This is a genomic window from Micromonospora sp. ALFpr18c, assembly GCF_008868155.1.
In the GTDB taxonomy this organism is placed as follows: domain Bacteria; phylum Actinomycetota; class Actinomycetes; order Mycobacteriales; family Micromonosporaceae; genus Micromonospora.
This window is the reverse complement of sequence record NZ_WBKR01000115.1, coordinates 1-20,702: the sequence shown is the minus strand read 5'-3', so window position 1 is coordinate 20,702 and position 20,702 is coordinate 1. Positions and strand designations below refer to the sequence as shown.

At 72.8% G+C, this 20,702-nt stretch carries 24 protein-coding genes; 14 read left to right on the top strand and 10 right to left on the bottom strand.

The features are described 5' to 3' along the window. Positions 1–118: 118 nt before the first annotated feature. Together F8271_RS19950 and F8271_RS19945 are read left to right on the top strand one after the other, a co-directional pair. Entirely contained in the window at positions 119–940 is an 822-nt protein-coding gene (locus F8271_RS19950) for an HAD family hydrolase (protein WP_151491316.1), read from the top strand. Next, the gene (locus F8271_RS19945; RefSeq protein ID WP_151491310.1) at positions 940–1,752 is read left to right on the top strand and encodes an HAD family hydrolase; all 813 of its coding nucleotides are present in this window, start codon (positions 940–942) and stop codon (positions 1,750–1,752) included. The genes F8271_RS19950 and F8271_RS19945 overlap by 1 nt, the downstream gene beginning before the upstream one ends. Before the next feature lie 2 nt (positions 1,753–1,754). Here F8271_RS19945 and F8271_RS19940 read toward each other — a convergent pair whose 3' ends face one another. Continuing rightward, positions 1,755–2,357 (bottom strand): bacterial proteasome activator family protein, encoded by a 603-nt coding sequence (locus F8271_RS19940; RefSeq protein WP_151491308.1) that lies wholly within the window; start codon positions 2,355–2,357, stop codon positions 1,755–1,757. An 85-nt stretch (positions 2,358–2,442) separates the two neighbouring features. On the opposite strand from F8271_RS19940, the gene F8271_RS19935 reads away from it, so the two are divergent. Then, positions 2,443–3,240, top strand: a complete 798-nt coding sequence (locus tag F8271_RS19935; RefSeq protein WP_151491305.1) for a S9 family peptidase — start codon at positions 2,443–2,445, stop codon at positions 3,238–3,240. 82 nt (positions 3,241–3,322) lie between these two features. After that, on the top strand, positions 3,323–4,510 hold the full coding sequence (locus F8271_RS19930) for an ABC transporter substrate-binding protein (RefSeq protein WP_151491301.1): 1,188 nt from the start codon (positions 3,323–3,325) through the stop codon (positions 4,508–4,510). Positions 4,511–4,583: 73 nt separating this feature from the next. Here the strand turns inward: F8271_RS19930 and ddaH are convergent, their stop codons facing one another. Continuing rightward, positions 4,584–5,417, bottom strand: coding sequence for a dimethylargininase (ddaH, locus tag F8271_RS19925; protein WP_347403780.1), 834 nt, complete (start codon positions 5,415–5,417; stop codon positions 4,584–4,586). 59 nt (positions 5,418–5,476) lie between these two features. On the opposite strand from ddaH, the gene F8271_RS19920 reads away from it, so the two are divergent. Both F8271_RS19920 and F8271_RS19915 read left to right on the top strand, forming a co-directional pair. After that, positions 5,477–5,938, top strand: coding sequence for an Lrp/AsnC family transcriptional regulator (locus F8271_RS19920; RefSeq protein ID WP_151491291.1), 462 nt, complete (start codon positions 5,477–5,479; stop codon positions 5,936–5,938). A gap of 60 nt (positions 5,939–5,998) precedes the next feature. Further along, on the top strand, positions 5,999–6,952 hold the full coding sequence (locus F8271_RS19915; protein WP_151491285.1) for a zinc-binding dehydrogenase: 954 nt from the start codon (positions 5,999–6,001) through the stop codon (positions 6,950–6,952). Here the strand turns inward: F8271_RS19915 and F8271_RS19910 are convergent. The 3 genes from F8271_RS19910 to F8271_RS19900 all read right to left on the bottom strand — a co-directional run bounded on the left by F8271_RS19910 (position 6,949) and on the right by F8271_RS19900 (position 9,291). After that, positions 6,949–8,046, bottom strand: a complete 1,098-nt coding sequence (locus F8271_RS19910) for a YbjN domain-containing protein (RefSeq protein WP_151491275.1) — start codon at positions 8,044–8,046, stop codon at positions 6,949–6,951. The two genes, F8271_RS19915 and F8271_RS19910, sit on opposite strands and share 4 nt — an antisense overlap. A gap of 139 nt (positions 8,047–8,185) precedes the next feature. Continuing rightward, a complete protein-coding gene (locus F8271_RS19905) occupies positions 8,186–8,497 on the bottom strand; it encodes a DUF6457 domain-containing protein (RefSeq protein WP_151491274.1) in 312 nt (103 codons plus the stop codon). Then, a complete protein-coding gene (locus F8271_RS19900; RefSeq protein WP_255473713.1) occupies positions 8,494–9,291 on the bottom strand; it encodes a molybdenum cofactor guanylyltransferase in 798 nt (265 codons plus the stop codon). The genes F8271_RS19905 and F8271_RS19900 overlap by 4 nt, the downstream gene beginning before the upstream one ends. 154 nt (positions 9,292–9,445) lie before the next feature. Between F8271_RS19900 and fdhD the strand changes: the two genes are divergently transcribed. Next, positions 9,446–10,312, top strand: a complete 867-nt coding sequence (gene fdhD, locus F8271_RS19895; protein WP_151491272.1) for a formate dehydrogenase accessory sulfurtransferase FdhD — start codon at positions 9,446–9,448, stop codon at positions 10,310–10,312. A gap of 108 nt (positions 10,313–10,420) precedes the next feature. Here the strand turns inward: fdhD and F8271_RS19890 are convergent, their stop codons facing one another. Next, a complete protein-coding gene (locus F8271_RS19890) occupies positions 10,421–10,666 on the bottom strand; it encodes a flavin reductase (protein ID WP_151491271.1) in 246 nt (81 codons plus the stop codon). After that, positions 10,663–11,004 (bottom strand): hypothetical protein, encoded by a 342-nt coding sequence (locus tag F8271_RS19885; RefSeq protein WP_225854640.1) that lies wholly within the window; start codon positions 11,002–11,004, stop codon positions 10,663–10,665. Before F8271_RS19885 ends, F8271_RS19890 begins: the two co-directional genes overlap by 4 nt. Before the next feature lie 150 nt (positions 11,005–11,154). On the opposite strand from F8271_RS19885, the gene F8271_RS19880 reads away from it, so the two are divergent. Next, positions 11,155–11,904: a DUF5753 domain-containing protein gene (locus F8271_RS19880; protein ID WP_151491270.1), complete on the top strand. Its 750-nt coding sequence runs from the start codon at positions 11,155–11,157 to the stop codon at positions 11,902–11,904. Then, positions 11,892–12,095 (top strand): DUF397 domain-containing protein, encoded by a 204-nt coding sequence (locus tag F8271_RS19875; protein ID WP_151491269.1) that lies wholly within the window; start codon positions 11,892–11,894, stop codon positions 12,093–12,095. The genes F8271_RS19880 and F8271_RS19875 overlap by 13 nt, the downstream gene beginning before the upstream one ends. Positions 12,096–12,113: 18 nt before the next feature. Here the strand turns inward: F8271_RS19875 and F8271_RS19870 are convergent, their stop codons facing one another. The 3 genes from F8271_RS19870 to F8271_RS19860 form a co-directional block, all read right to left on the bottom strand. Then, entirely contained in the window at positions 12,114–12,512 is a 399-nt protein-coding gene (locus F8271_RS19870) for a hypothetical protein (protein ID WP_151491268.1), read from the bottom strand. Further along, a complete protein-coding gene (locus F8271_RS19865) occupies positions 12,509–12,760 on the bottom strand; it encodes a hypothetical protein (RefSeq protein WP_151491267.1) in 252 nt (83 codons plus the stop codon). Before F8271_RS19865 ends, F8271_RS19870 begins: the two co-directional genes overlap by 4 nt. 61 nt (positions 12,761–12,821) lie before the next feature. Continuing rightward, positions 12,822–13,868, bottom strand: coding sequence for a DUF4192 domain-containing protein (locus F8271_RS19860; RefSeq protein ID WP_151491266.1), 1,047 nt, complete (start codon positions 13,866–13,868; stop codon positions 12,822–12,824). A gap of 151 nt (positions 13,869–14,019) precedes the next feature. On the opposite strand from F8271_RS19860, the gene F8271_RS19855 reads away from it, so the two are divergent. The 5 genes from F8271_RS19855 to F8271_RS19835 all read left to right on the top strand — a co-directional run bounded on the left by F8271_RS19855 (position 14,020) and on the right by F8271_RS19835 (position 20,701). Next, the gene (locus F8271_RS19855) at positions 14,020–14,934 is read left to right on the top strand and encodes a fructosamine kinase family protein (RefSeq protein ID WP_151491265.1); all 915 of its coding nucleotides are present in this window, start codon (positions 14,020–14,022) and stop codon (positions 14,932–14,934) included. Continuing rightward, entirely contained in the window at positions 14,931–15,944 is a 1,014-nt protein-coding gene (gene moaA / locus F8271_RS19850; protein WP_151491264.1) for a GTP 3',8-cyclase MoaA, read from the top strand. Before F8271_RS19855 ends, moaA begins: the two co-directional genes overlap by 4 nt. A gap of 3 nt (positions 15,945–15,947) precedes the next feature. Then, positions 15,948–16,202 (top strand): MoaD/ThiS family protein, encoded by a 255-nt coding sequence (locus tag F8271_RS19845; protein WP_151491263.1) that lies wholly within the window; start codon positions 15,948–15,950, stop codon positions 16,200–16,202. Positions 16,203–16,215: 13 nt separating this feature from the next. Then, positions 16,216–17,460, top strand: a complete 1,245-nt coding sequence (locus tag F8271_RS19840; protein ID WP_151491262.1) for a metallophosphoesterase — start codon at positions 16,216–16,218, stop codon at positions 17,458–17,460. 61 nt (positions 17,461–17,521) lie between these two features. Beyond that, positions 17,522–20,701 carry a UvrD-helicase domain-containing protein gene (locus tag F8271_RS19835; RefSeq protein WP_151491261.1) on the top strand — a complete coding sequence of 1,060 codons (3,180 nt, stop codon included), beginning with the start codon at positions 17,522–17,524 and terminating at the stop codon, positions 20,699–20,701. Position 20,702 lies beyond the last annotated feature (1 nt).

Sequence of the window (20,702 nt, the reverse complement as noted above, 5' to 3'; positions counted from 1 at the left end):
TTCGGGTTCGATTCGCTTCAAAGCCATGGTTGGGGCGTGTTTCCCGAGGTACGGTTGCTGCCCGCCGTCACGCCGGGACCTTCTGACCGGCGCGACGGCGGTGGGCGAAGGAGGAACGATGACCCGCCCGGGACTGCCCAAGCTGATCGCGACCGACCTCGACGGCACGCTCGTCCGCAGCGACGACACCGTCTCCGCGTACACCCATGGGGTGCTCGACCGGGTGCGGGCCGCCGGAATTCCGGTGGTCGGCGCGACCGGACGCGGCCCACGGCTGACCGAGTTGACCCGCAACGACATCCGGGCCGCCGACTTCCTGGTGATGGCCGGCGGCGGCCGGGTGGTCGACCAGAGCGACCCGGCGGGCCCCGTGGTGCTCCGCGACGAGCGGCTGCCCGCCGAGGTGCTGGCCCGGTTGCTGGCCGACCTGGAGGCCGAGGTCGGCCCGCTGACCGTGATGGTCGAGGCGTCCGACGAGCACGACGCCCCGCTGTGGGGCGACTACCACGAAAGCTGGCCCTACCAGGACCGGTTCGAGGCACGCACCCGCGACGAGTGCCTCTCCTGCGACGTGATCAAGGCGTTCGCCCGGACCGCCGACCACCACGTCGACGAGTTGCTGGCGGTCGCCCGCCGGATCATTGCGCCGCAGGTCGCCACACTCACCCAGGCCGGGCTCGGCTTCATCGAGATCTGCCCACCGGGGGTGGACAAGGCGACCGGGCTGACGGTGGTGGCGCAGAGCCTGGGTGTCGACCCGGCCGATGTGCTGGTCTTCGGTGACATGCCCAACGACCTGCCGATGTTCGAGTGGGCCGGCTGGTCCCGGGTGGCGGTGGCCAACGCGCACCCCACCCTGCGCGCGGTCGCCGACGAGGTGACGCTGCGTAACGACGACGACGGAGTCGCGGTGTACCTGGACCGGCTACTGTCCCGGTGATGGGAGAGACGCCCCGCCTGGTCGCCACCGACATCGACGGCACGCTGATCCGCGACGACCGCACGCTCAGCCCGCGCACCGCCGACGTGCTCGCGCGGATCACCGCGCGAGGCACGCCGGTCGTGCTGGTCACCGGCCGTCCGGTCCGCTGGCTCAAGATGGTGTACGACCAACTGGCCGAGCCCCTGCCGGCGGTCTGCGCCAACGGCGCGGTGGTCTACGACCCGGTCACCGACGAGGTGCTGCGGGCCGACCCGCTCGCGCCGCAGCACCTGGCCGAGGTGGCCCGGAGGCTGCGCGCCGAGGTGCCCGACATCAGCTTCGCGGTGGAAATCCTGGACAGCCGGGAGATGCGGCACGAGGCGCACTACCCGCTGCGCTGGGACGCCGACCACGACCGGATCCGCCCGGTCGAGACGCCGGAGGAGTTGCTGTCGCTACCGGCGGTGAAGCTGCTCGCCCGCGCCGGCGAACAGGATCCGGACAGGTTCGTCGAGCTGATCAGCACGGCGGTGGCGGGGTTGGCCGAGGCCACGCACTCGTCGTCCTCGGGTCTGGTGGAGATCTCCGCGGCTGGGGTGACCAAGGCGGCCGGGCTCGACTGGTACTGCGACCGGCTCGGCGTGGCCGCCGCGGACGTGCTGGCCTTCGGCGACATGCCCAACGACGTGCCGATGCTGACCTGGGCCGGGCGTGGCGTGGCGGTGGCCAACGCGCACCGCGCCGTCCTGGCGGTCGCCGACGAGGTGACGGCGGCGAACACCGAGGACGGCGTGGCGGCGTACCTGGAGAAGATCTTCGGGGTGGACTGAGGTCAGAGGTACTGACCGGTGTTGTGACCCTCGCCGCCGCCCGGCTGGCCGATGCCCGGCATTCCGGGGACGACCCCGCCCGGGCCACTGGGCAGCGCCTGCCGGCCACCGCGCATCTGCTCCAACTGCACCCGGGCTGCCATCTGCTGGGCGACCAGGGCCGCCTGGATGCCGTGGAACAGGCCCTCCAGCCAGCCGACGAGCTGGGCGTGCGCGATCCGCAGCTCGCTCTCGCTCGGGGCCTTGTCCTCGGCGAACGGCAACGAGATCCGTTCCAGTTCGTCGCGCAGCTCGGGCGCGAGGCCCTCCTTGAGCTCGACGATCGACCGCTCGTGGATCTCGCGCATCCGGTTGCGGCTGGCGTCGTCCAGTGGGGCCGCCTTGACCTCCTCCAGGAGCTGCTTGATCATGCTGCCGATCCGCATCACCTTGGCCGGTTGCTCGACCAGGCGGGTCGGGTCCTCACCCTGGCCCTCCTCGGTCTGCACGGTGCCGATCGGGCGGCCGTCCGGGCCGACCACCACCACCGTGCCGGAGTGACCGGACTCGTCGGGGCCGGGCTCGTCGTTCTGTCCAGCGGAGTGCGCTTCGGTCATGGGGTCCATCTTTACCCAGTGGGCGCGACCCATGCCGCCCGGGACCGACTCCCCGGGGCCGAACCACCCGGGCGGTGCGCGCTACCGTCGCGCCATGCCTGCCGACCCGCGTGCCGTGCTGACCCGGCCCGCCCCGGAGCCCGACCACACGGTGGCGTACGGCGATCACCCGGACCAGGTCGCCGACCTGCGTGCCCCGGCGGGCAGTGGCCCGGCGCGGCCACTGGTCGTCGTGGTGCACGGTGGCTTCTGGCGGGCCGAGTACGACCGGCGGCACACCGGACCGATGGCGGCCGCGCTCGCCGCACTCGGGTATCCGGTGGCGCAGGTGGAGTACCGGCGCACCGGGCAGCCCGGCGGTGGCTGGCCGGGCACGTTGACCGACGCGTTGACCGGGATCGCCGCGCTGCCCGAGCTGGCCGCCGAGGCACTGCCGGGCCGGGTGAGCGGGGCGGCGCCGCTCCTGGTCGGGCACTCCGCGGGCGGCCACCTGGCGATGTTCGTGGCGGCCACCGCACCGACGTCGGTGGGCGGGGTGCTCGCCCTGGCGCCGGTGGCCGACCTGGGCGAGGCGTACCGGCGGGATCTGGATTCCGGCGCGGTGGCGGCGCTGCTCGGTGGCGGCCCGGCCGAGGTCCCGGACCGGTACGCGGTGGCCGATCCACGAATGCTGGTGCCCATGCGGACACGGACAGTAGTTATTCATGGCTCGGAGGATCGACAGGTGCCGGTGGCGATGAGCCGGGATTTCGTCGCGGCGGCTCGTGGCGCAGGATCCGATATTTCCCTTCTTGAACTGCCCGGACACGAGCATTTCGGGCTGATCGACCCGGAGGCTTCGGCCTGGCCCCAGGTCCTCGATGCGTTGCGGTCTTTACACAATGATCAATAGCCATTGACGCAGCGTCGCGGAGCAGGTAGAACGCCGGAGGGGCTGTGTGTTCTGCCCTGCAACGCTCCTGGGAAGGAACTCGGTGTCGCAGATGAATCGCAGGCGGGCGCTCCAACTGTTGGCCGCGCTCGGTACCACCGGATTCGCCGCCGGATGCGGCTCCGACAGCGACACCCAGCCCATCGCCGATCGGAGCCCGGTCAAGATCGGTCTGATCACGCCGCAGGCCGGCGGCTTCAAGAGCATCGGCGACGACATCACCAACGGCTTCCAGCTCTTCCTCGACCTACACGACCAGCGGTTGGGCGGGCACCCGGTCGACCTGCTGACCGCCGACGAGGGTGACACCGAAAAGACCGGCAAGGCCGCCGTCGACGGTCTGCTCAAGCAGGGCGTGCTGGCGCTCACCGGGGTGGTCAACTCGGCGGTGATGCTCGGCATCCGGAACACCGTGGAGCAGGCCAGGGTTCCGCTGATCGGCTCCAACGCCTCACCGAGCAGCCTGCAGAGCGTCTTCTACATCTGGCGGACGTCCTACGTGCTGGACGAGGCCGGCCGGGCACTGGGCCGCTACCTGCGCGACCAGCTGCCGCCCAACGGCCGAGTCGCGATCATCATGCCGGAGAACGTCGGCAGCCCGGACGTGGTGCGCGGCTTCCGGCAGGAGTTCGGCGCCACCGACCCGCGGATCGCCGACCCGGTGACCTACACCACCGCCAACCCCAACCCGGGCATGACCGCGTTCACCGTGGACATCAGCAAGGCGCTGGCCAAGAAGCCGACGGCGGTCTTCTGCTTCTACGCCGGCAATGCCGCGGTGGAGTTCATCAAGCAGCTGCGCGAGAAATTCTCCGGGCCCGTCTACGCACCCGGCTTCCTCACCGAGGGCACCGTGCTGGAAAACCTGAAGGACAACGCGCTCGGCATCCAGACCGCGCTGAACTACTCGGCCGACCTGAACAGCACCTCCAACCGGGTCTTCGCCTCGGCGTACCGCAAGAAGTACCAGGTCACGCCCACCACGTACGCCATGGCGTCGTACGACGCGGCGCAGGTGCTCGACCAGGCCATCCAGCTGACCGGTGGGAAGCCGACGCCGCAGCAGGTCAACCTGGCACTGGGCAAGATCGGCCAGATCGACAGCCCGCGCGGGATCTGGCAGTTCAACCAGCCGCGTACCCCGCAACAGAAGTGGTACCTGCGGGAGGTGCAGCGCGACGGTCAGGTCATGTCGAACGTGCTGATCAACGAGCTGGCCACGCTGGGCTGACCGCCCGTCGACGCAATCAGGGGCCGACCTCCCGTCGGGAGGCCGGCCCCTGGCGTACGCGGCAGTGTTCGGGTCAGTGCCGCAGTTCGGCGATGCAGCACTTCACGCTGCCGCCGCCCTTCTTCAGCTCGCCCAACTCGACCGGGACCGGGTTGTAGCCGGCGGCCTTGAGTTTGCCGGCCAGCCGGGTGGCTTCGCTGTTGAGCACGACGTTCGCGCCGTCGCTGACGAGGTTGAGCCCGAAGGCCATGGCGTCCTCGTCGTCGGCGAGCACCGCGTCCGGGAAGAGTTGGGTCAGCACCCGCTGGCTGGCCGCCGAGAACGCGCCGGGGAAGTAGACGACGTTCGAGTCGTCGATGGAGGCGAGCGCCACGTCCAGGTGGTAGAAGCGTGGGTCGATCAGGCGCAGCGACACCACCGGCCGGCCCAGCGCCTCCTGCGCCTCGGCGTGCGCCGGGATCTCGGTGCGGAAGCCGTGCCCGGCCAGGATCAGCCCGCCGTGCGCCTCCGGCACGTACGCGAAGTCACCCTCGCCCTCGTTGGTCTCGCTCGGCGCGATGAAACGCCAGCCCTGCGACTCGTAGAAGGCGTGGTGCGCGGCGGCCTCGGCGGCCCGCTGCTCGTGCTTGAACCGCGCGCCGTAGACACTGCCGTCCACCACGAACGCGCCGTTGGCGGCGTAGACCATGTCGGGCAGGCCCCGCTCGGGGGTGAGCAGGTGCACCTCGTGGCCGAGGCCGACCAGCGTCTCGCGCAGCCGGTCCCACTGCTTGACGGCCAGTTCCCGGTCGACCGGGGTGGTCACGTCCATCCACGGGTTGATCGCGTACTCGACCGCGAAGTGCTCGGGCGAGCACATGAGATATGTCCGCTTTCGCGAGACTCGCTGCTGGTTCACGGTCACCAAGAGTAGGTACCGTGGAACTTTGGTAACAGCCACAACCGTTGCTTCCCAGAGGCGGAACGTTGCAGATAGACGCGGTAGACCAGCGGATCATTGCGTTGCTCGTCGCCGACGCCCGTGCGTCGTACGCCGACATCGGCACGCGGGTGTCACTCTCCGCCCCGGCGGTCAAGCGCCGGGTCGACCGTCTGCGCGCCACCGGCGTGATCAGGGGATTCACGGCGGTGGTCGATCCGGCCGCCGTCGGCTGGACCACCGAGGCGTTCGTCGAGCTGTTCTGCGCCGGCCGGACCACCCCCGCGCAGATCGGCGTGGCCGCGCGTCGACACCCGGAGGTGGTCGGGGCGTACACCGTCTCGGGCGAGGCGGACGCCCTCGTCCACCTGCGCGCCGCCGACATCGCCCACCTGGAGGCGGCCCTGGAACGACTGCGTGCCGAGTCCTTCGTGACCTCCACCCGCAGCACCATCGTCCTGTCCCGGCTGGTGGAGTCCCCCGGCGTCGGCCCCTCCGGCGGAGCTTGACCTCAAGCCAGGTTCACCTGTTGCACTGGTGCTGCCATCACCGGACACGAGGGGGACGTCATGCGGGCGATCTGGCTACGGGAGTTCGGCGGACCGGAGGTGCTGGTGCCCGGCACGGCGCCCGACCCGACGCCCGGCCCCGGCCAGGTGTCGATCGACGTCGCCCACGCGAACATCACCTTCGTCGAGACGCAGCAGCGCTCCGGTCGCCCCGGACCGTTCCGGGTCACTCCCCCGCTGATCCCCGGCAACGGCGTCGGTGGCGTGATCACCGCCGCCGGACCGGACGTTGACCCGGCGCTGGTCGGACGGCGGGTGGTCACCGCGACCGGCGGCTCCGGCGGGTACGCCGAACGCGCGGTGGTGGACGCGTCCGCGCCGATCGAGGTGCCCACCGGGTTGCCACTCGACGAGGCGGTGGCGCTGCTGGCCGACGGGCGCACCGCCGCCATGCTGATCGACACCGTCGGCGTACGCCCCGGCGACCGGGTGCTGGTGGAGGCCGCAGCGGGTGGTGTGGGCAGCCTGCTGGTGCAGCTGGCGGCCCGCGCCGGCGGACGGGTGATCGGCGCGGCCGGTGGGCCACGCAAGGTGGACCTGCTGCCCGGACTGGGTGCCGACCTCGCCGTCGACTACCTGCTGCCCGACTGGGCCGACCGCGTCCGAGCTGCGTCGGGCGGGGTCGACGTGGTGCTCGACGGGGTCGGCGGGGCAGTGGCCCGGGCGGCGTTCGAACTGCTCGACCCGGGTGGCCGCATGATCAGCTTCGGGTTGGCGAGCGGCGAATGGTCCCCGATCCCGCCCGAGGCCGCCACCGCACGGCAGGTCACGCTGCTCCGGCCGGACGTGCCACCCGCGCGCCTGCGGGCGTACACCGAACAGGCGCTCGCGGACGCGGCGACCGGCCGGCTGCGACCCCTGATCGGCCAGCGCTTCCCGCTGGAGCGCGCCGCCGACGCGCACGCGGCCATCGAGGCGCGCGCGACGGTCGGCAAGACGCTGCTGGACCTCTAGAGGTACATGCCGGTGCGGTGCTGCGACTCGTCGCGCAGGACCGGCTTGTCGCCCTCGCCGAAGAACCGCTTGCCGCCGAACTCGCCGTGCAGCCGGTCGTCCAACTCGTCGGCGAGACCGGTCATCACCTGCACGGCCAGCATCAGGTGTGTGGCCTGGAAGTTGCGGCCGAACACCGGGATCGACGCCCAGACCGTGTCGTCGGCGCAGTAGAGGCGGCCGATCGGCATCCGGTTGGTCAGCTCGGACAGCTTGACGTAGAGCCGCTCGGTCGGCTCCACCTCGGTCAGCACCGGGGAGAAGACGTCCACCAGGGGCGGATTGTCCCGCACCCGGACGAACACCATCGCCGAGCCGGCGCGGATGGTGATGTCACCGTCCGAGTCGATCTGCAACCGGTCGGCGTCGGACTTGAGCATCGCGGACACCACCGTGCGCACCCGGTCGGGGAGGTCGAGCACGTCGTCCCGCTCCGCCTGGCCGGCGGCAGCCTCGGCCAACGCCTCCTCCAGATCGGCCTCGACGTCGGCGTCCGGGCCGAACTCGCTGCGCGCGGTACCCAACGGCTCCACGGCCAGCGGCTCGCGCTCGGCGTCCTGCACCAGGTAGACGAGGAAGGCCGGGTGCGGGGCACCGTAGACGTCGCGCAGCGTCCGGGAGAGCAGCGCGGCGACCCGGGTGGCCTCCGCCGTCGTACCGTCCAACCCGAAGGAGTTGAAGGAACCGGTCACCACGCCGGGCGGGGACCAGCCGAGCGCGATCATGTCCGCCACCGCGGCACGGTCCAACCGGTAGCCCGCCGGCAGGTCGGCGTTGCCGACCGCCCGGGCGGACAGCCCGCCGGTGCCGTCCACGTCGACGCTGATCGAGTAGACGGCGTCCCCCGTCCCGGAGGCGGTGGGATCCAGCGTCAGCTCAAGGTGCGCGCCCGGGGGCAACTCCCGCAGACGTACGGCGAGCGCGCGGGCGAACTCCTGCCACGCCTCGGTCACCTTGGCCCGCAGGTCGGTGGTGCTGGGCTCGTCGAGCAGGATGGAATCCGCCGCGCCGCCAGGCAGCTCACCGTCCGGCGCCGAGGGGTGGTCAGCCGTCATGATCGCCTCCGTCCGTCACGGTCACCCTACCCACGCCGTCCGGGGGTCGAATCAGCCCGGACCGGGATCGGACACCGAGATCGTTGGCTCCCAGGCGGTGACCTGGTGAAGCGCGTCCACGCCGGCCGGCGAGCGACGCTCAGGCCGCCGTCGGACCGGCGGGGTCGGCGGGGTCGGCCTGGCTGGCGGGTGCGGTGGGGTCGGTGCGGTCGGCACCCAGCTCGACCGGCCAGGTCGCCGCGAGGGCGCTGAGCCGCGCCGCGGCGTCCGCCGGGTCGGCACCCCGACCCACCGCCAACCCGAGCAGGTACGCGCTGACCGGCGCGCCCGGTCGCAGCACCTGGTGGGCGACGTCGCGGGCCACGTCCAGCACCGCCGACACGGGCACCTGGGTCGCGTCCAGGCTCAGCTCGGCGCAGGCCGCCGTGACCCAGTCGTCCATCACCGTCATCGCACCCACTCCTCCGCCCGGCGTACGTCCTCGTCAGTGTCGCAGTCGAACCAGGGCGGCGGGCCGCCGTCACCGCCCCAGGGCACCTCCCCGACGACGAGGCCGCCCAGCAGCGCCCGTACCGGGGCTCCGGCCAGGTCACCGCCGCGCCCGGCCGCCAGCCGATCCAGCCCGGCGCGCAGCGCGGCGACCCGCCACACGCCGCACAACGACTGCCGCCGACCGTCGGCGTCGACGAAGCACACCCCGTCGAGGAGACGCCCCCGCCCGGCAGGCCCGGTGCCAAGGCTCGACTCGGCGGCGCCCACCTCCCGGTGGTCCGCCGCCGCCCGGTCCGCCTTTGGCTGGTCCGCCGCCGCACGGGGGTCCGCCGCACGGTGCTCCGCCGCCGCACGATGCTCCGCCGCCGCACGGTGCTCCGCCGCCGCACGATGCTCCGCCGCCGCACGGTGCTCCGCCGCCGCACGGTGCTCCGCCGCCGCACGGTGCTCCGCCGCCGCACGGTGCTCCGTCGGGCTGAGCTGGGCCAGCAGCTCGCCGATCGCGGAGCGGGTGAGCAGCGGCAGGTCGGCGGCGAGCACCGCCACCAGGGTCGTGTCGGGATCGAGCCGCGCCAGCCCGGCCGCCATCGCGGCGACCGGCCCTCCGCCGGGCGGATCCTCCCGGGTCACCCGCACACCGGGTGGGACGGCCTCGGCCGGGCCGACCAGCACGCGCGGCGCGGCATCGGCGACGGCCGCCAGCACCCGGTCGCGCATCGACCGGCCGCCGACCGGCAGCGCGGGCTTGTCCACCCCACCCATCCGTCGGGCGGCCCCACCCGAGCACCACGGCGGCGTACGACCCCACCCGGCCACGGTAGCCGTGCCGCCGCCGGCCGGTGGCCCTCCCGAGTGCGCAATGGCCGGCGCCGTGCGGGCGTACCGCCACGGGGTGCAGGATGGCGGGATGGGACGGGCGACTGACCGACGGGGCGTACTCCGGATCGACCTGGACGCGGCGGCCGACGGACGCGGAGCCGTCCGACGGCAGGACACCCTCGCCGTCGAGGAGCCGCTGGAGATCCGGGTCGGCGCGGCCGGCCCCGGCCGGCGCAGGCCGCTCGCCGTCACCATGCGCACCCCGGGCGACGACCTGGATCTCGCCATCGGTTTCCTGCTGACGGAAGGGCTGATCCGCTCGACCGACGACGTGCTGACCGCGCAGCTCTGCGCCGGCGCCGAGACGCCGAACACGTACAACGTGGTGGACGTGGTGCTCGCCCCGGGCGTACCGGAGCCGACGACCGACCCGTCCCGGAACTTCTACACGACCAGTTCCTGCGGGGTCTGCGGCAAGGCCAGCATCGACGCGGTGCGTACCCGGTCGCTGTTTCCGGTCTCGGCCGACCCGCTCACCGTGCCGGCCACGTTGCTCGCCGAGCTGCCCGACCGGCTGCGGGCCGCGCAGCGCGGCTTCGACCGGACCGGCGGGCTGCACGCGGCAGGGCTCTTCACGCCCGACGGTGAGCTGGTGGTGCTCCGGGAGGACGTGGGTCGGCACAACGCGGTGGACAAGGTGATCGGCTGGGCGGTGCGGGAACGCCGGCTGCCGCTGGCCGGGTACCTGCTGCTGGTCTCGGGCCGGGCCAGCTTCGAGCTGACCCAGAAGGCGTGGATGGCGGGCCTGCCACTGCTCGCCGCCGTGTCCGCACCGAGCAGCCTCGCCGTCGAACTGGCCGACGAGGCGGGGATGACGCTCGTCGGCTTCCTGCGGGGCCGGACCATGAACGTGTACGCCGGCCCGCAGCGGGTCGCCGTGGAGCAGCCGGCCTGACGGCCTGGCGCGGCGCGGCCTCCGCCATTGTTCGGGGGTGGCGGCTCCGCCGCGTCGGTCGTGAACAGGAGAGACGCCTACATCGTTCGACGGACGACCACGCCGGGCCTACCGCGCCTGGGCCCAACCGGTGAAGCGTTCGGTCAGGCTGGGCGGAGGCGTGCCGCCGTGCAGCTCGGTGAGCTGGTTCGTCGCCTCGATCTCCAGCGCCTTCAGGTGCGTGATCAACTCGTCGCGGCGACCGCGGTACTCGCCGAGCAGCCGCAGTTTCGCGGCCGCACAGGGCCACGCGATCCCACAGGTCCGGCAGCGCCACGCGGGCTTCGTGACGGGGTGCTCGGAGCGGCCGGTCATCGTCCCACCCGCAGAGGGACGCCCCGGATCTGCTGGTGGGCAGTCTCGGGTGGACCGGAGGGCGACGGGCCGACCCCTTCGCGGAGGACGAACAACGCCCGCTTGGCCCGTGCGTTCCCGTCCGGCCCCAGCTCGTACGCCTCGATCCAGGTCCATCCGTGGTAGGTGTGCCGGTCGGTGAGTTCGCGGATGACCCGCACCGTGATGGGTCTGACGAACTGCGGGCTCGCGGCGCGGGTCAGGTGGACGAGGTCGCCGGCCTTCATCGTCGGCTTGGGCGCGTCCGGCATGGTCTCCCCCTCGTCGTTGGGAGGGGCCGCCCCTGAGTGCTCGCCCACGGGGCGGCCCCTGACGAACGCGGCCGCCGGGTCTCGGGGGGTCCCTGCCGGCCGCGCCGTGCAAGAGGCACACTTCCAAGGGTTGCGGACCGAATACACCGCGTAGCAACATCTCCTGTGGACGTTCCGGACGTACGGAGGGAGTCTTGGATGAACCGCGCAGTTGCTGAGGCGATGTCGGCGTCCGGCCTGACAGCGGACAGCCTCGCAGCTCAGATCGGTGTGGACCCCAAGACGGCGGCCAAGTGGGCGAACCCGGGACGGATTCCGCAGACCCGCCACCGGTCGAAGGTCGCGGCGGTCCTCGGCCGCGACGAGGGCGACCTGTGGCCCGACCTGTTCAAGCGCCGCGAGCCGGCGTGGCTCCGGCCGTGGACGGACATCGAGCGCGAGGCGGTGGGGCTGCGGTGGTACGAGTCCGCCGTGTTGCCCGGCCTCCTCCAGACCGAGGCGTACGCCCGAGCCGTGCTGGGCAGCGGGCTCTGGGCCGGCGAGGACCTTGAGGCCCATGTGGAGACCCGACTGCGTCGCCAGGCCGCCGTGTTCGATCGGCCCCGGCCACCGTTGACCGTCTTCGTGATCGACGAGGCGGCGCTGCGCCGGGGAAGACCCGACATCATGGCCGACCAGATCGACCACCTGGTGGCGCTCGCCGAGCGACCGGCCGTCATGATTCACGTGCTTCCCCTCACGGCCGGTCTCCACCCCGGCCAGGCCGGGCCATTCGTCATCGCCAGCACGCCGGACGGCGGCGAGGTCGGCTACCTCGACGACCAGGCGGCCGGGCGCATCAGTAATGACGTTGCCCCGTTGTGGGTGGTCTGGGATAGCATCAGATCGATAGCGCTACCGCGAGACCTGACCATCGACTTCCTGAGAGCGCGAGCATGGATGACCTGACCGGCGCCCGTTGGCGCAAGAGCACCCGCAGCAGCTCGAACGGTGGTGCGTGCGTCGAGGTGGCCGACAATCTGCCGGGGGTCGTGCTCGTGCGCGACACGAAGGACCGCGACGGCGGCACGCTGACGTTCGAGCCGGCAGCGTGGGTGAGCTTCGTCCGGCTGGCGAGGAAGTTCGGCCCGGTCAGCTAGGGCGTGCCCGGTCGATCGTCAGGCCAGGTCGAGGATGCTCCAGTTGGTCGGCAGAACCTTCGCCGCCAGCTCGGGCTGCGCGGTCGCATAGTGCGCCTCATGGGTGAGGGCCGCACTGGCGGCCTGCCCGAGTGAGATGTCGCCGCCCACCAGGCGGGCCAGCGTGCCCGCGTCCCGCACGCCGCCGGCATCGAGCGGCAGCACACAGATCATCGGGGCGCTCACCATCAGGGCGAGCATCGCGGCATCGATCTCGTCGCCCACGCTCGCGATGGCGGCCGCCAGACACGCGGCCGGGACCGCCACCTGCCGGCCCTCATCGCCGACCTCCAGCATCAACTCCCCCACCGAGACGCTGCCCTCGATATAGGCAGTCAACGCCGACGCGTCGAACACCGCCGCGATCCGATCGCTCATTCGGCGCGCCCCAACATGCGGCGACCCTCGGCCAGGGCGTCCGCCGGGATGGGTGTCGCCAGCCGCTCCCGCCACCGCGCCCGGCCCGCCTCGGTCACCTCGATGCCGGCTCGGCGCAGCACCTCGTGGAGGTGCACAACCGCCATCTGGGCGCGCACCGCCTCGGTGATAGCGGCCGAGACGTTGGGCTGCTGGTCGAGCCACTCCGCGACGTCGTCGGGAAGGCTGACGGATCGCTTCACGGTCATGGGTGCCAGACTACCAAACTTGGTAGCACCGTTGGTGCTACCGGACGGTCGGCGGGGCTGGTCAGCGGCGGCCACGTCGGCTCCGCCTGCGCGGGCGGACCACCCCGGGCATCCCGACCGACGGCCAGCCGTCGAGGTCGGACGGGGGCACCCCGCGCCGGAGCAGGTCGTCCAGGAGTTGGGCGAGCGAATAGTCGGGGTGCAGGGTCAGCACCCGCTCCAGCGCGACCGCCGCCAACGCCCCCTGCCCCGCCCGCCAGGCGGCGAACGCCAGCAGCGCACCGGGCGCGGCGATCAGATCCGGCTCGGCCCGGCATAGTACGTCGGTCCAGAGGGCGATGTCCCGGTCCCGACCGTCGGTGCGTTCCCAGGCATGGTCACGGATCGGCAGGTGCGTCAGCAGCAGGCTCAGCCACGCCACCTCGTCGTCGTCGAGGCGTACGCTGCGCCGCTGCGCGCGCTGCGCCTCGCGGACCGCCGCCACCCCGGCGGAGCGCAGTGCCCGACCGCCGAGCAGGTCACTCGCGGGTGCCCCCTCGACCAGCTCGGTCAGCCTCAGCTCGGCGCGGGCGGTGGCCGCGCGCACCGCCTCGCGCGCGGCGCCGTCCACCGGTGCCACCTGCGCCGCGAGCGCGGCCCGGTCGGGGAGTGCGACCTGCCCGGCGAATACCGCCGAGGCGGTCACCTGGTTGGCCGCCGGGTCGTAGCGGCGGCCCTCGGGAGGGCAGCAGTCGGCCTCGGTGCAGAGGTACGACCACCAACGGCCATCGGTCACCCGCAGGGCGTCGAGCACCTCCAACCCGACGCCGGCCAGGGCGGCGCGCACGGCGTCCACGCTGGGCGTCACCCGTTCGGGAGGCCCGTAACCGACCACGGTGGCGGCCTCCGCGCCCTGCCGCCGGATGACACCGGCCAGGTGCCGGGCCCGGTCGCCCGGGTCCGTCGACGGGTCGGGCAGGTCGGCGCGGGCGGCGAAGATGATCTGCCGGCCGCGCAGCGCCACCGCGACCACGCTGTCGGCGGGATGGAAGCCGAGCAGGTACGGCACGGCGGCGATCAGGTCGGCCGGTGAGCGGACGGAGAGCTGAGCACGTTCGGTCGAGGTCATGTCGGGAGCCTGCGACCGGCGCACCGGGCCCCGCTGACCCTGTGGACGACACGCGGCTTATCCACAGTCACTCTGCGTATTTGGGCTGGTCATCCGGATCGATGTGCTCGCGCGGCACCCCAGTGTCGCGGGCAGCGGATACCGTGCGTTGATGGACCTGGCGTACCTGCGCGCGCATCCGGCACACCTGTCGACGTTCCGGACCCACCAACGGATCCGGGAGACGCCGGTCGCCGGTGGCGACATCTGCGCGGCCGCCCGGCTCACCCTCGACGACGGGCACTCCATCTTCGCCAAGTCCTGGCCGGAGCGGGCCGACCGGCCGGTGCCGGAGGGGTTCTTCGAGGCCGAGGCGGCCGGGTTGCGCTGGCTGCGGGAGGCGGGCGGTGTCGCCGTACCCGAGGTGCTCGTGGCGCTGCCCGACCTGCTGGCGCTCGACTGGGTGGAGCCCGGCGAGCCGACGGCGGAGGCGGCCGAACGCTTCGGCCGTGAGCTGGCCGACCTGCACCGGGCCGGCGCGCCGACCTTCGGCGCGTCCTGGCCCGGCTTCATCGGGGCGCTTGCGCAGGACAACACCGTCGACGACGGTCCCTGGTCGACGTGGTTCGCCGAACGGAGACTCGCCCCCTACCTGCGGCGTTCCGTCGACGGTGGTGCGCTGACCAGCGAGGACGCCACGCTGGTGGAGCGGGTGATGAGCCGGCTGGGCGAGTTCGGTGGCGGTGAGGCGCCGGCGCGCATCCACGGCGACCTGTGGCCGGGCAACGTGCTGTGGGGGGTTGACGACCGGGTCTGGCTGGTCGACCCGGCGGCGCACGGCGGGCACCGCGAGACGGATCTCGCCCAGCTGGCGCTCTTCGGCGGCATCCCCCACCTGGACACGGTGCTGGCGGCCTACCGGGAGACCTGGCCGCTGTCGGCCGGCTGGCGCGAACGGGTGCCGCTGCACCAACTGCACCTGCTGCTCGTGCACACCGCGCTGTTCGGTGCCGGCTACCGCGATGCGGTCGTCCAGAATGCCCGCGCCGCCCTGGGCGGGGTCGAGCGCGCTACGGTCGACAGGTGAGCGTCGCCCCGCGGACCGACGGCGTCCTCGTCGACCGGTACGGCCGCGTCGCCCGGGATCTGCGCGTGTCCCTCACCGACAAGTGCAACCTGCGCTGCACCTACTGCATGCCGGCCGAGGGGTTGCCCTGGCTGGCCGGCCCCGAGCTGCTCACCGACGCGGAGATCGTCCGGCTGATCCGGTTGGCCGTCGAGCGGCTCGGCGTGACCGAGGTGCGGTTCACCGGCGGCGAGCCACTGATCCGGGCTGGCCTGGTCGACATCGTGGCCTCGGTCGCCGCCGTCGAGCCCCGCCCGCAGATCTCCCTCACCACCAACGGCATCGGCCTGGACCGGCTCGCCCCGGCGCTGCGCACGGCCGGTCTGGACCGGGTGAACGTCTCGCTGGACACGCTCGACCCGGCCCGGTTCACCCAGCTCACCCGCCGTCCCCGGCTGGACGCGGTGCTCGCCGGGCTGGCCGGGGCCGCCGCTGCGGGCCTCACCCCCGTCAAGATCAACTCGGTGCTGATGCGCGGCGTCAACGAGGACGAGGCTCCGGCCCTGCTCCGCTTCGCCGTCGACCACGGCTACCAACTGCGGATCATCGAGCAGATGCCGCTGGACGCCCAGCACGGTTGGGACCGCGCCACCATGGTCACGGCCGAGGAGATCCTGGCGTCCCTGCGTACCCGTTTCGACCTCAGCCCCGACCCGGCCGAACGCGGCGCGGCCCCGGCGGAGACCTGGCTGGTCGACGGCGGCCCGGCCCGGGTCGGCGTGATCGCCAGCGTGACCCGCCCCTTCTGCGGCGACTGCGACCGCACCCGACTCACGGCCGACGGCCAGGTGCGTGCCTGCCTCTTCGCTACCGAGGAGTCCGACCTGCGTGCCGCGATGCGCGGTGGCGCGGACGACGACGAGCTGGCCCGGCGCTGGCGCACGGCGATGTGGGGCAAGCGCGCCGGGCACGGCATCGACGACCCCACCTTCCTGCAGCCGGCCCGCCCGATGTCCGCGATCGGAGGCTGAGTCATGGACGCGACGCCGCTGACCGTCCGCTACTTCGCCGGGGCACGCGCCGCCGCCGGTCGCACCGAGGAGCGCATTCCGGCCGGGCGGTCGCTCAACGACCTCACCGCCGACCTTGCCCAGCGGCACGGCGACCGTCTCGCCGCCGTGCTGCGGGTCGCGAGTTTCCTCGTGGACGGCATCACCTGTCATGATCGTGAGACACCCCTGCCGGGCGGGGCCACGATCGACGTCCTGCCTCCGTTCGCGGGCGGCTGAGGGAGGCGCACAGATGTTGGCGGTTCTGGGGTTCGTGGGCGTCCTGGCGCTGATCACCGGCCTCATCCACCTCTACCTGTGGAAGCGGCTCATCCGGGACACCACCACGCCGGGCCGCTGGCGGCGCGTCGGTGGGATCGCCGCCCTGGTCCTGGCCCTGCTCGTGCCGGTCACCCTCGCCGGGACCCAGGCCGGGCTCTACTGGCTCGCCTGGCCGGGCTACCTGTGGCTCGCGCTGATGTTCTACCTGCTCGTCATCCTCGCCGTGCTGGAAGTGCCGATGCTGGTCGCCCGGCTGGTGCTGCGCCGCCGGGTGGTGGCCGCCGAGCCGACCGCCGCCGCGCCCGAGCCGGCGCTGGTCGGCGGTGCCGGACCAGCCGACCCGCCGGCCGCCGGTGCCGTCACGGCACCGGACCACGACCCGGCCCGCCGGCTGCTGCTGGCCCGTGGGGCGGCCATCTTCGCCGGCCTCACCGCCACGGGCATCACCGGGTACGGAGTGCGCACCGCCCTCGGCCCGCCACGACTGGACCGGGTACGGATCCCCCTCGCCAAGCTCCCGCGGGCCATGGACGGCCTGCGCATCGCCACCGTCTCCGACATCCACCTCGGCCCGCTGCGCGGTCGGGCGCACACCGAGCGGATCGTCGCCGCGATCAACCGGCTCGACGCGGATCTGGTGGCGGTCGTCGGTGACCTGGTCGACGGCTCGGTGGCCGAGCTGGGATCGGCCGCCGAGCCACTGCGCGACCTGCGCTCCCGCTACGGCAGCTTCTTCGTGACCGGCAACCACGAGTACTACTCCGGAGTGGAGGAGTGGGTCCAGGAGGTCGACCGGCTCGGCCTGCGGGTTCTGCAGAACCGGCGGCAGGAGATCCAGGCCCGGGGCGGCGTCCTCGATTTGGCCGGCGTCAACGACCTCACGGGTTCGGGCACCGGCCTCGCCGCGGGGCCGGACTTCGCCGCGGCCCTCGGTGACCGCGACCCGAGCCGCCCGGTCGTCCTGCTCGCGCACCAGCCCCTGGCGGCGGTGGAGGCGGCCCGGTACGGCGTCGACCTGCAACTGTCCGGGCACACCCACGGCGGGCAGATGGTGCCGTTCAACCTGGCCGTCCGGCTGGAACAGCCGGTGGTCAGCGGTCTCGGCGAGGTCGACGGCACGAAGGTGTACGTGACCAACGGCGCCGGTTTCTGGGGCCCTCCGGTGCGGGTCGGCGCGGAGCCACAGATCAGCCTCGTCGAGTTGCGCTCGGCATAGCGGACGTCACGTCCGCGCGTGGCGGCAGGCGACCGTCACGGCGGGCGTGACAGGATGCGGCGTGCCCCCGTTCAGCGCCGTACCCCCCGGTGGCCTCCCGCCATTCGTCGCGGACCTGCACATCCACTCGAAGTACTCGCGCGCGTGCAGCCGCGACCTCACCCTGCCCAACCTCGCCTGGTGGGCACGGCGTAAGGGCATCGCCCTGCTCGGCACCGGGGACTTCACCCATCCCGCCTGGTACGACCATCTCCGGGAGACGCTGCGACCGGCGGAGCCGGGGCTCTACCGGCTCGACCCGGAGGCGGAGCGCGACGTCGCCCGCCGGCTGCCGCCCCGGCTCGCCAGCGCGACCGACGCGGATCCGGTCCGGTTCATGCTGAGCGTGGAGATCTCCACCATCTACAAGCGGGACGACCGCACCCGCAAGGTGCACCACCTGATCTACCTGCCCGACCTGGACGCGGTGGCCCGGTTCAACACGGCGCTCGGCCGGATCGGCAACCTCGGCTCCGACGGCCGGCCGATCCTCGGCCTCGACTCGCGGGACCTGCTGGAGATCACCCTGGAGGCGAGCCCGGACGGCTACCTGGTCCCGGCGCACATCTGGACGCCGTGGTTCTCCGCGCTGGGCTCGAAGTCCGGCTTCGACGCGATCGCCGACTGCTACGCGGATCTGGCCGAGCACATCTTCGCGGTGGAGACGGGTCTCTCCTCCGACCCGGCGATGAACTGGCGGGTCGGCAGCCTGGACGGCTACCAACTGGTGTCCAACTCGGACGCGCACTCCCCGCCGGCGCTGGGCCGGGAGGCGACCGTGCTGACCGCCGAACGGGACTACTTCGCCGTCCGGGAGGCGCTGCGCACCGGTGACGGCCTGGCCGGCACCATCGAGTTCTTCCCGGAGGAGGGCAAGTACCACGCGGACGGGCACCGGCTGTGCGGGGTCAACTGGTCCCCGGAGCGGACCCGGGCCGCCGGTGGGCAGTGCCCCGAGTGCGGCAAGCCGCTGACCGTGGGTGTCCTCAGCCGGATCGAGGAGTTGGCGGACCGCCCGGAGGGGCACCGGCCGGCGCACGCCCGGGAGGTCACCCACCTGGTGCCGCTGGCCGAGATCCTCGGCGAGATCAACAAGGTGGGTGCCCGGTCGAAGAAGGTCGAGGGGCGGTTCAACGACCTGCTCGCCGCGCTCGGCCCCGAGCTGGAGATCCTGACCACGACGCCGCTGACCGACATCGCCCAGGCCGGCGGTGAGCTGCTCGCCGAGGGCATCGGGCGGCTGCGCCGCGGTGCTGTGCGCCGGGTACCCGGCTACGACGGCGAGTACGGGGTGATCACCCTCTTCGACCCGGCGGAACTGGGTGCGCAGGAGACGCTCTTCGACGTACCCGTGCCGGCGCAGCGCCGGCCCGCGGACCCGGCACCCCGGGCCGCGACCAAGCGCCCGGCGGCGAAGGCGGAGCCGAAGCGGAAGGCTCCGGCCCCTCCGCCCGCGCCGCCGATCGCGCCGCCGCCGTCGCCGCACGAGCCGTTCGAGCCGATGCTCTCCGGCATGGAGGAGGTCGGCACGGGCCTGCTGGACCGACTGGACGCGATGCAGCGGGTGGCCGCGTCCGCGCCCGGCGGGCCGCTGCTCATCGTGGCCGGTCCGGGTACCGGCAAGACCCGCACGCTCACCCACCGGATCGCGTACCTCTGCGCCGAGCTGAACGTCTTTCCCGAGCACTGCCTGGCCATCACGTTCACCCGGCGGGCCGCGGAGGAGTTGCGGCACCGCCTCGACGGTCTGCTCGGCCCGGTCGCCGAGGACGTCACCGTTGGTACGTTCCACGCGCTGGGGTTGACCATCCTGCGGGAGAACGCCGACGCGGCGGGCCTGCCAACCGGTTTCCGGATCGCCGACGACGCCGAGCGGGCGGCGGCCCGGTCAGAGGCCGGCGACGATCCCGCCGGCTACGCGGCGTTGCTGCGCAAGCAGGACCTGGTCGACCTGGACGAGCTGGTGAGCCTGCCGGTGGAGTTGCTGCGCGCCGACCGAAGCCTGGTCGAGCGCTACCGGGACCGCTGGCGGTGGATCTTCGTCGACGAGTACCAGGACGTCGACGCGGTGCAGTACGAGCTGCTGCGGCTGCTCAGCCCCGCCGACGGCAACCTCTGCGCGATCGGCGACCCAGACCAGGCGATCTACTCGTTCCGGGGCGCCGACGTCGGTTACTTCCTGCGCTTCTCTGAGGACTTCACCGACGCCCGACTGGTCCGGCTCAACCGCAACTACCGCTCGTCGGCTCCGATCCTGGCCGCCGCCGTGCAGGCCATCGCACCGTCCTCGCTGGTCCGGGGCCGACGGCTGGACCCGGCGCGGCTCGACCCGGAAGCGCCGCTGGTCGGCCGCTACCCGGCGGCGTCCGTGGCCGAGGAGGCCGACTTCGTGGTGCGTACCGTCGACGAGCTGGTCGGCGGGTTGTCCCACCGCTCACTGGACTCGGGCCGGATCGACGGCCGGTCCACCTCGCTGTCGTTCTCCGACATCGCCGTGCTGTACCGCACCGACGCGCAGGCCGCCCCGATCGTGGACGCCCTGACCCGGGCCAACATCCCGGTGCAGAAGCGCTCCCACGACCGGCTGCGGGACCGGCCCGGGGTGACGGCCATCGCCCGCGAGCTGCGGCACGCCGACGGGTTGGCCGGTGCGCTGGCCGCCCGGGTACGCCTGGCCGGCCAGGTGGTCGCCGAGCGGTTCGCGGTTCCCACCCTGGACGGCGCCGGCAGCGCGGTCCGTCCCGAGGACGTCCGCTCGGCGGTGGACCTGCTGACCCCGCTGGCCCGGCGCTGCGGCAACGACCTGGAGACCTTCCTGTCGCAGTTGGCGACCGGCGCGGAGGTGGATGCGCTCGACCCGCGCGCGGAGGCGGTCACCCTGCTCACCCTGCACGCCGCGAAGGGCCTGGAGTTCCCGGTGGTCTTCCTGGTCGGCGCCGAGGACGGGTTGCTGCCGCTGCGCTGGCCGGGGTCGACACCCGACGAGGACGCGATCGCCGAGGAGCGGCGGCTCTTCTTCGTCGGTCTGACCAGGGCTCAGGACCGGCTCTACGTGAGTCACGCCGCCCGTCGTACCCGCCACGGTGTGGAGCGGGAGTCCGGCCCGTCGCCGTTCCTCGGCACGATCGACCCGGGCCTGTTCGAACGGTTCGGCGAAACCGAACCACGCCGCCCCAAAGACCGCCAGCTCCGCCTGATCTAAC

What these genes read in the sequence shown, in the direction of transcription:
- F8271_RS19915 (WP_151491285.1), top strand. Translation starts at nt 5,999, where the DNA reads ATGCGGGCGATCTGGCTACGGGAGTTCGGCGGACCGGAGGTGCTGGTG.
- F8271_RS19945 (WP_151491310.1), top strand. Translation starts at nt 940, where the DNA reads ATGGGAGAGACGCCCCGCCTGGTCGCCACCGACATCGACGGCACGCTG.
- F8271_RS19875 (WP_151491269.1), top strand. Translation starts at nt 11,892, where the DNA reads ATGGATGACCTGACCGGCGCCCGTTGGCGCAAGAGCACCCGCAGCAGC.
- F8271_RS19935 (WP_151491305.1), top strand. Translation starts at nt 2,443, where the DNA reads ATGCCTGCCGACCCGCGTGCCGTGCTGACCCGGCCCGCCCCGGAGCCC.
- F8271_RS19870 (WP_151491268.1), bottom strand. Translation starts at nt 12,512, where the DNA reads ATGAGCGATCGGATCGCGGCGGTGTTCGACGCGTCGGCGTTGACTGCC.
- F8271_RS19845 (WP_151491263.1), top strand. Translation starts at nt 15,948, where the DNA reads ATGGACGCGACGCCGCTGACCGTCCGCTACTTCGCCGGGGCACGCGCC.
- fdhD (WP_151491272.1), top strand. Translation starts at nt 9,446, where the DNA reads ATGGGACGGGCGACTGACCGACGGGGCGTACTCCGGATCGACCTGGAC.
- F8271_RS19950 (WP_151491316.1), top strand. Translation starts at nt 119, where the DNA reads ATGACCCGCCCGGGACTGCCCAAGCTGATCGCGACCGACCTCGACGGC.
- F8271_RS19840 (WP_151491262.1), top strand. Translation starts at nt 16,216, where the DNA reads ATGTTGGCGGTTCTGGGGTTCGTGGGCGTCCTGGCGCTGATCACCGGC.
- F8271_RS19940 (WP_151491308.1), bottom strand. Translation starts at nt 2,357, where the DNA reads ATGGACCCCATGACCGAAGCGCACTCCGCTGGACAGAACGACGAGCCC.
- F8271_RS19855 (WP_151491265.1), top strand. Translation starts at nt 14,020, where the DNA reads ATGGACCTGGCGTACCTGCGCGCGCATCCGGCACACCTGTCGACGTTC.
- F8271_RS19880 (WP_151491270.1), top strand. Translation starts at nt 11,155, where the DNA reads ATGAACCGCGCAGTTGCTGAGGCGATGTCGGCGTCCGGCCTGACAGCG.
- F8271_RS19910 (WP_151491275.1), bottom strand. Translation starts at nt 8,046, where the DNA reads ATGACGGCTGACCACCCCTCGGCGCCGGACGGTGAGCTGCCTGGCGGC.
- F8271_RS19860 (WP_151491266.1), bottom strand. Translation starts at nt 13,868, where the DNA reads ATGACCTCGACCGAACGTGCTCAGCTCTCCGTCCGCTCACCGGCCGAC.
- F8271_RS19905 (WP_151491274.1), bottom strand. Translation starts at nt 8,497, where the DNA reads ATGACGGTGATGGACGACTGGGTCACGGCGGCCTGCGCCGAGCTGAGC.
- F8271_RS19890 (WP_151491271.1), bottom strand. Translation starts at nt 10,666, where the DNA reads ATGACCGGCCGCTCCGAGCACCCCGTCACGAAGCCCGCGTGGCGCTGC.
- F8271_RS19865 (WP_151491267.1), bottom strand. Translation starts at nt 12,760, where the DNA reads ATGACCGTGAAGCGATCCGTCAGCCTTCCCGACGACGTCGCGGAGTGG.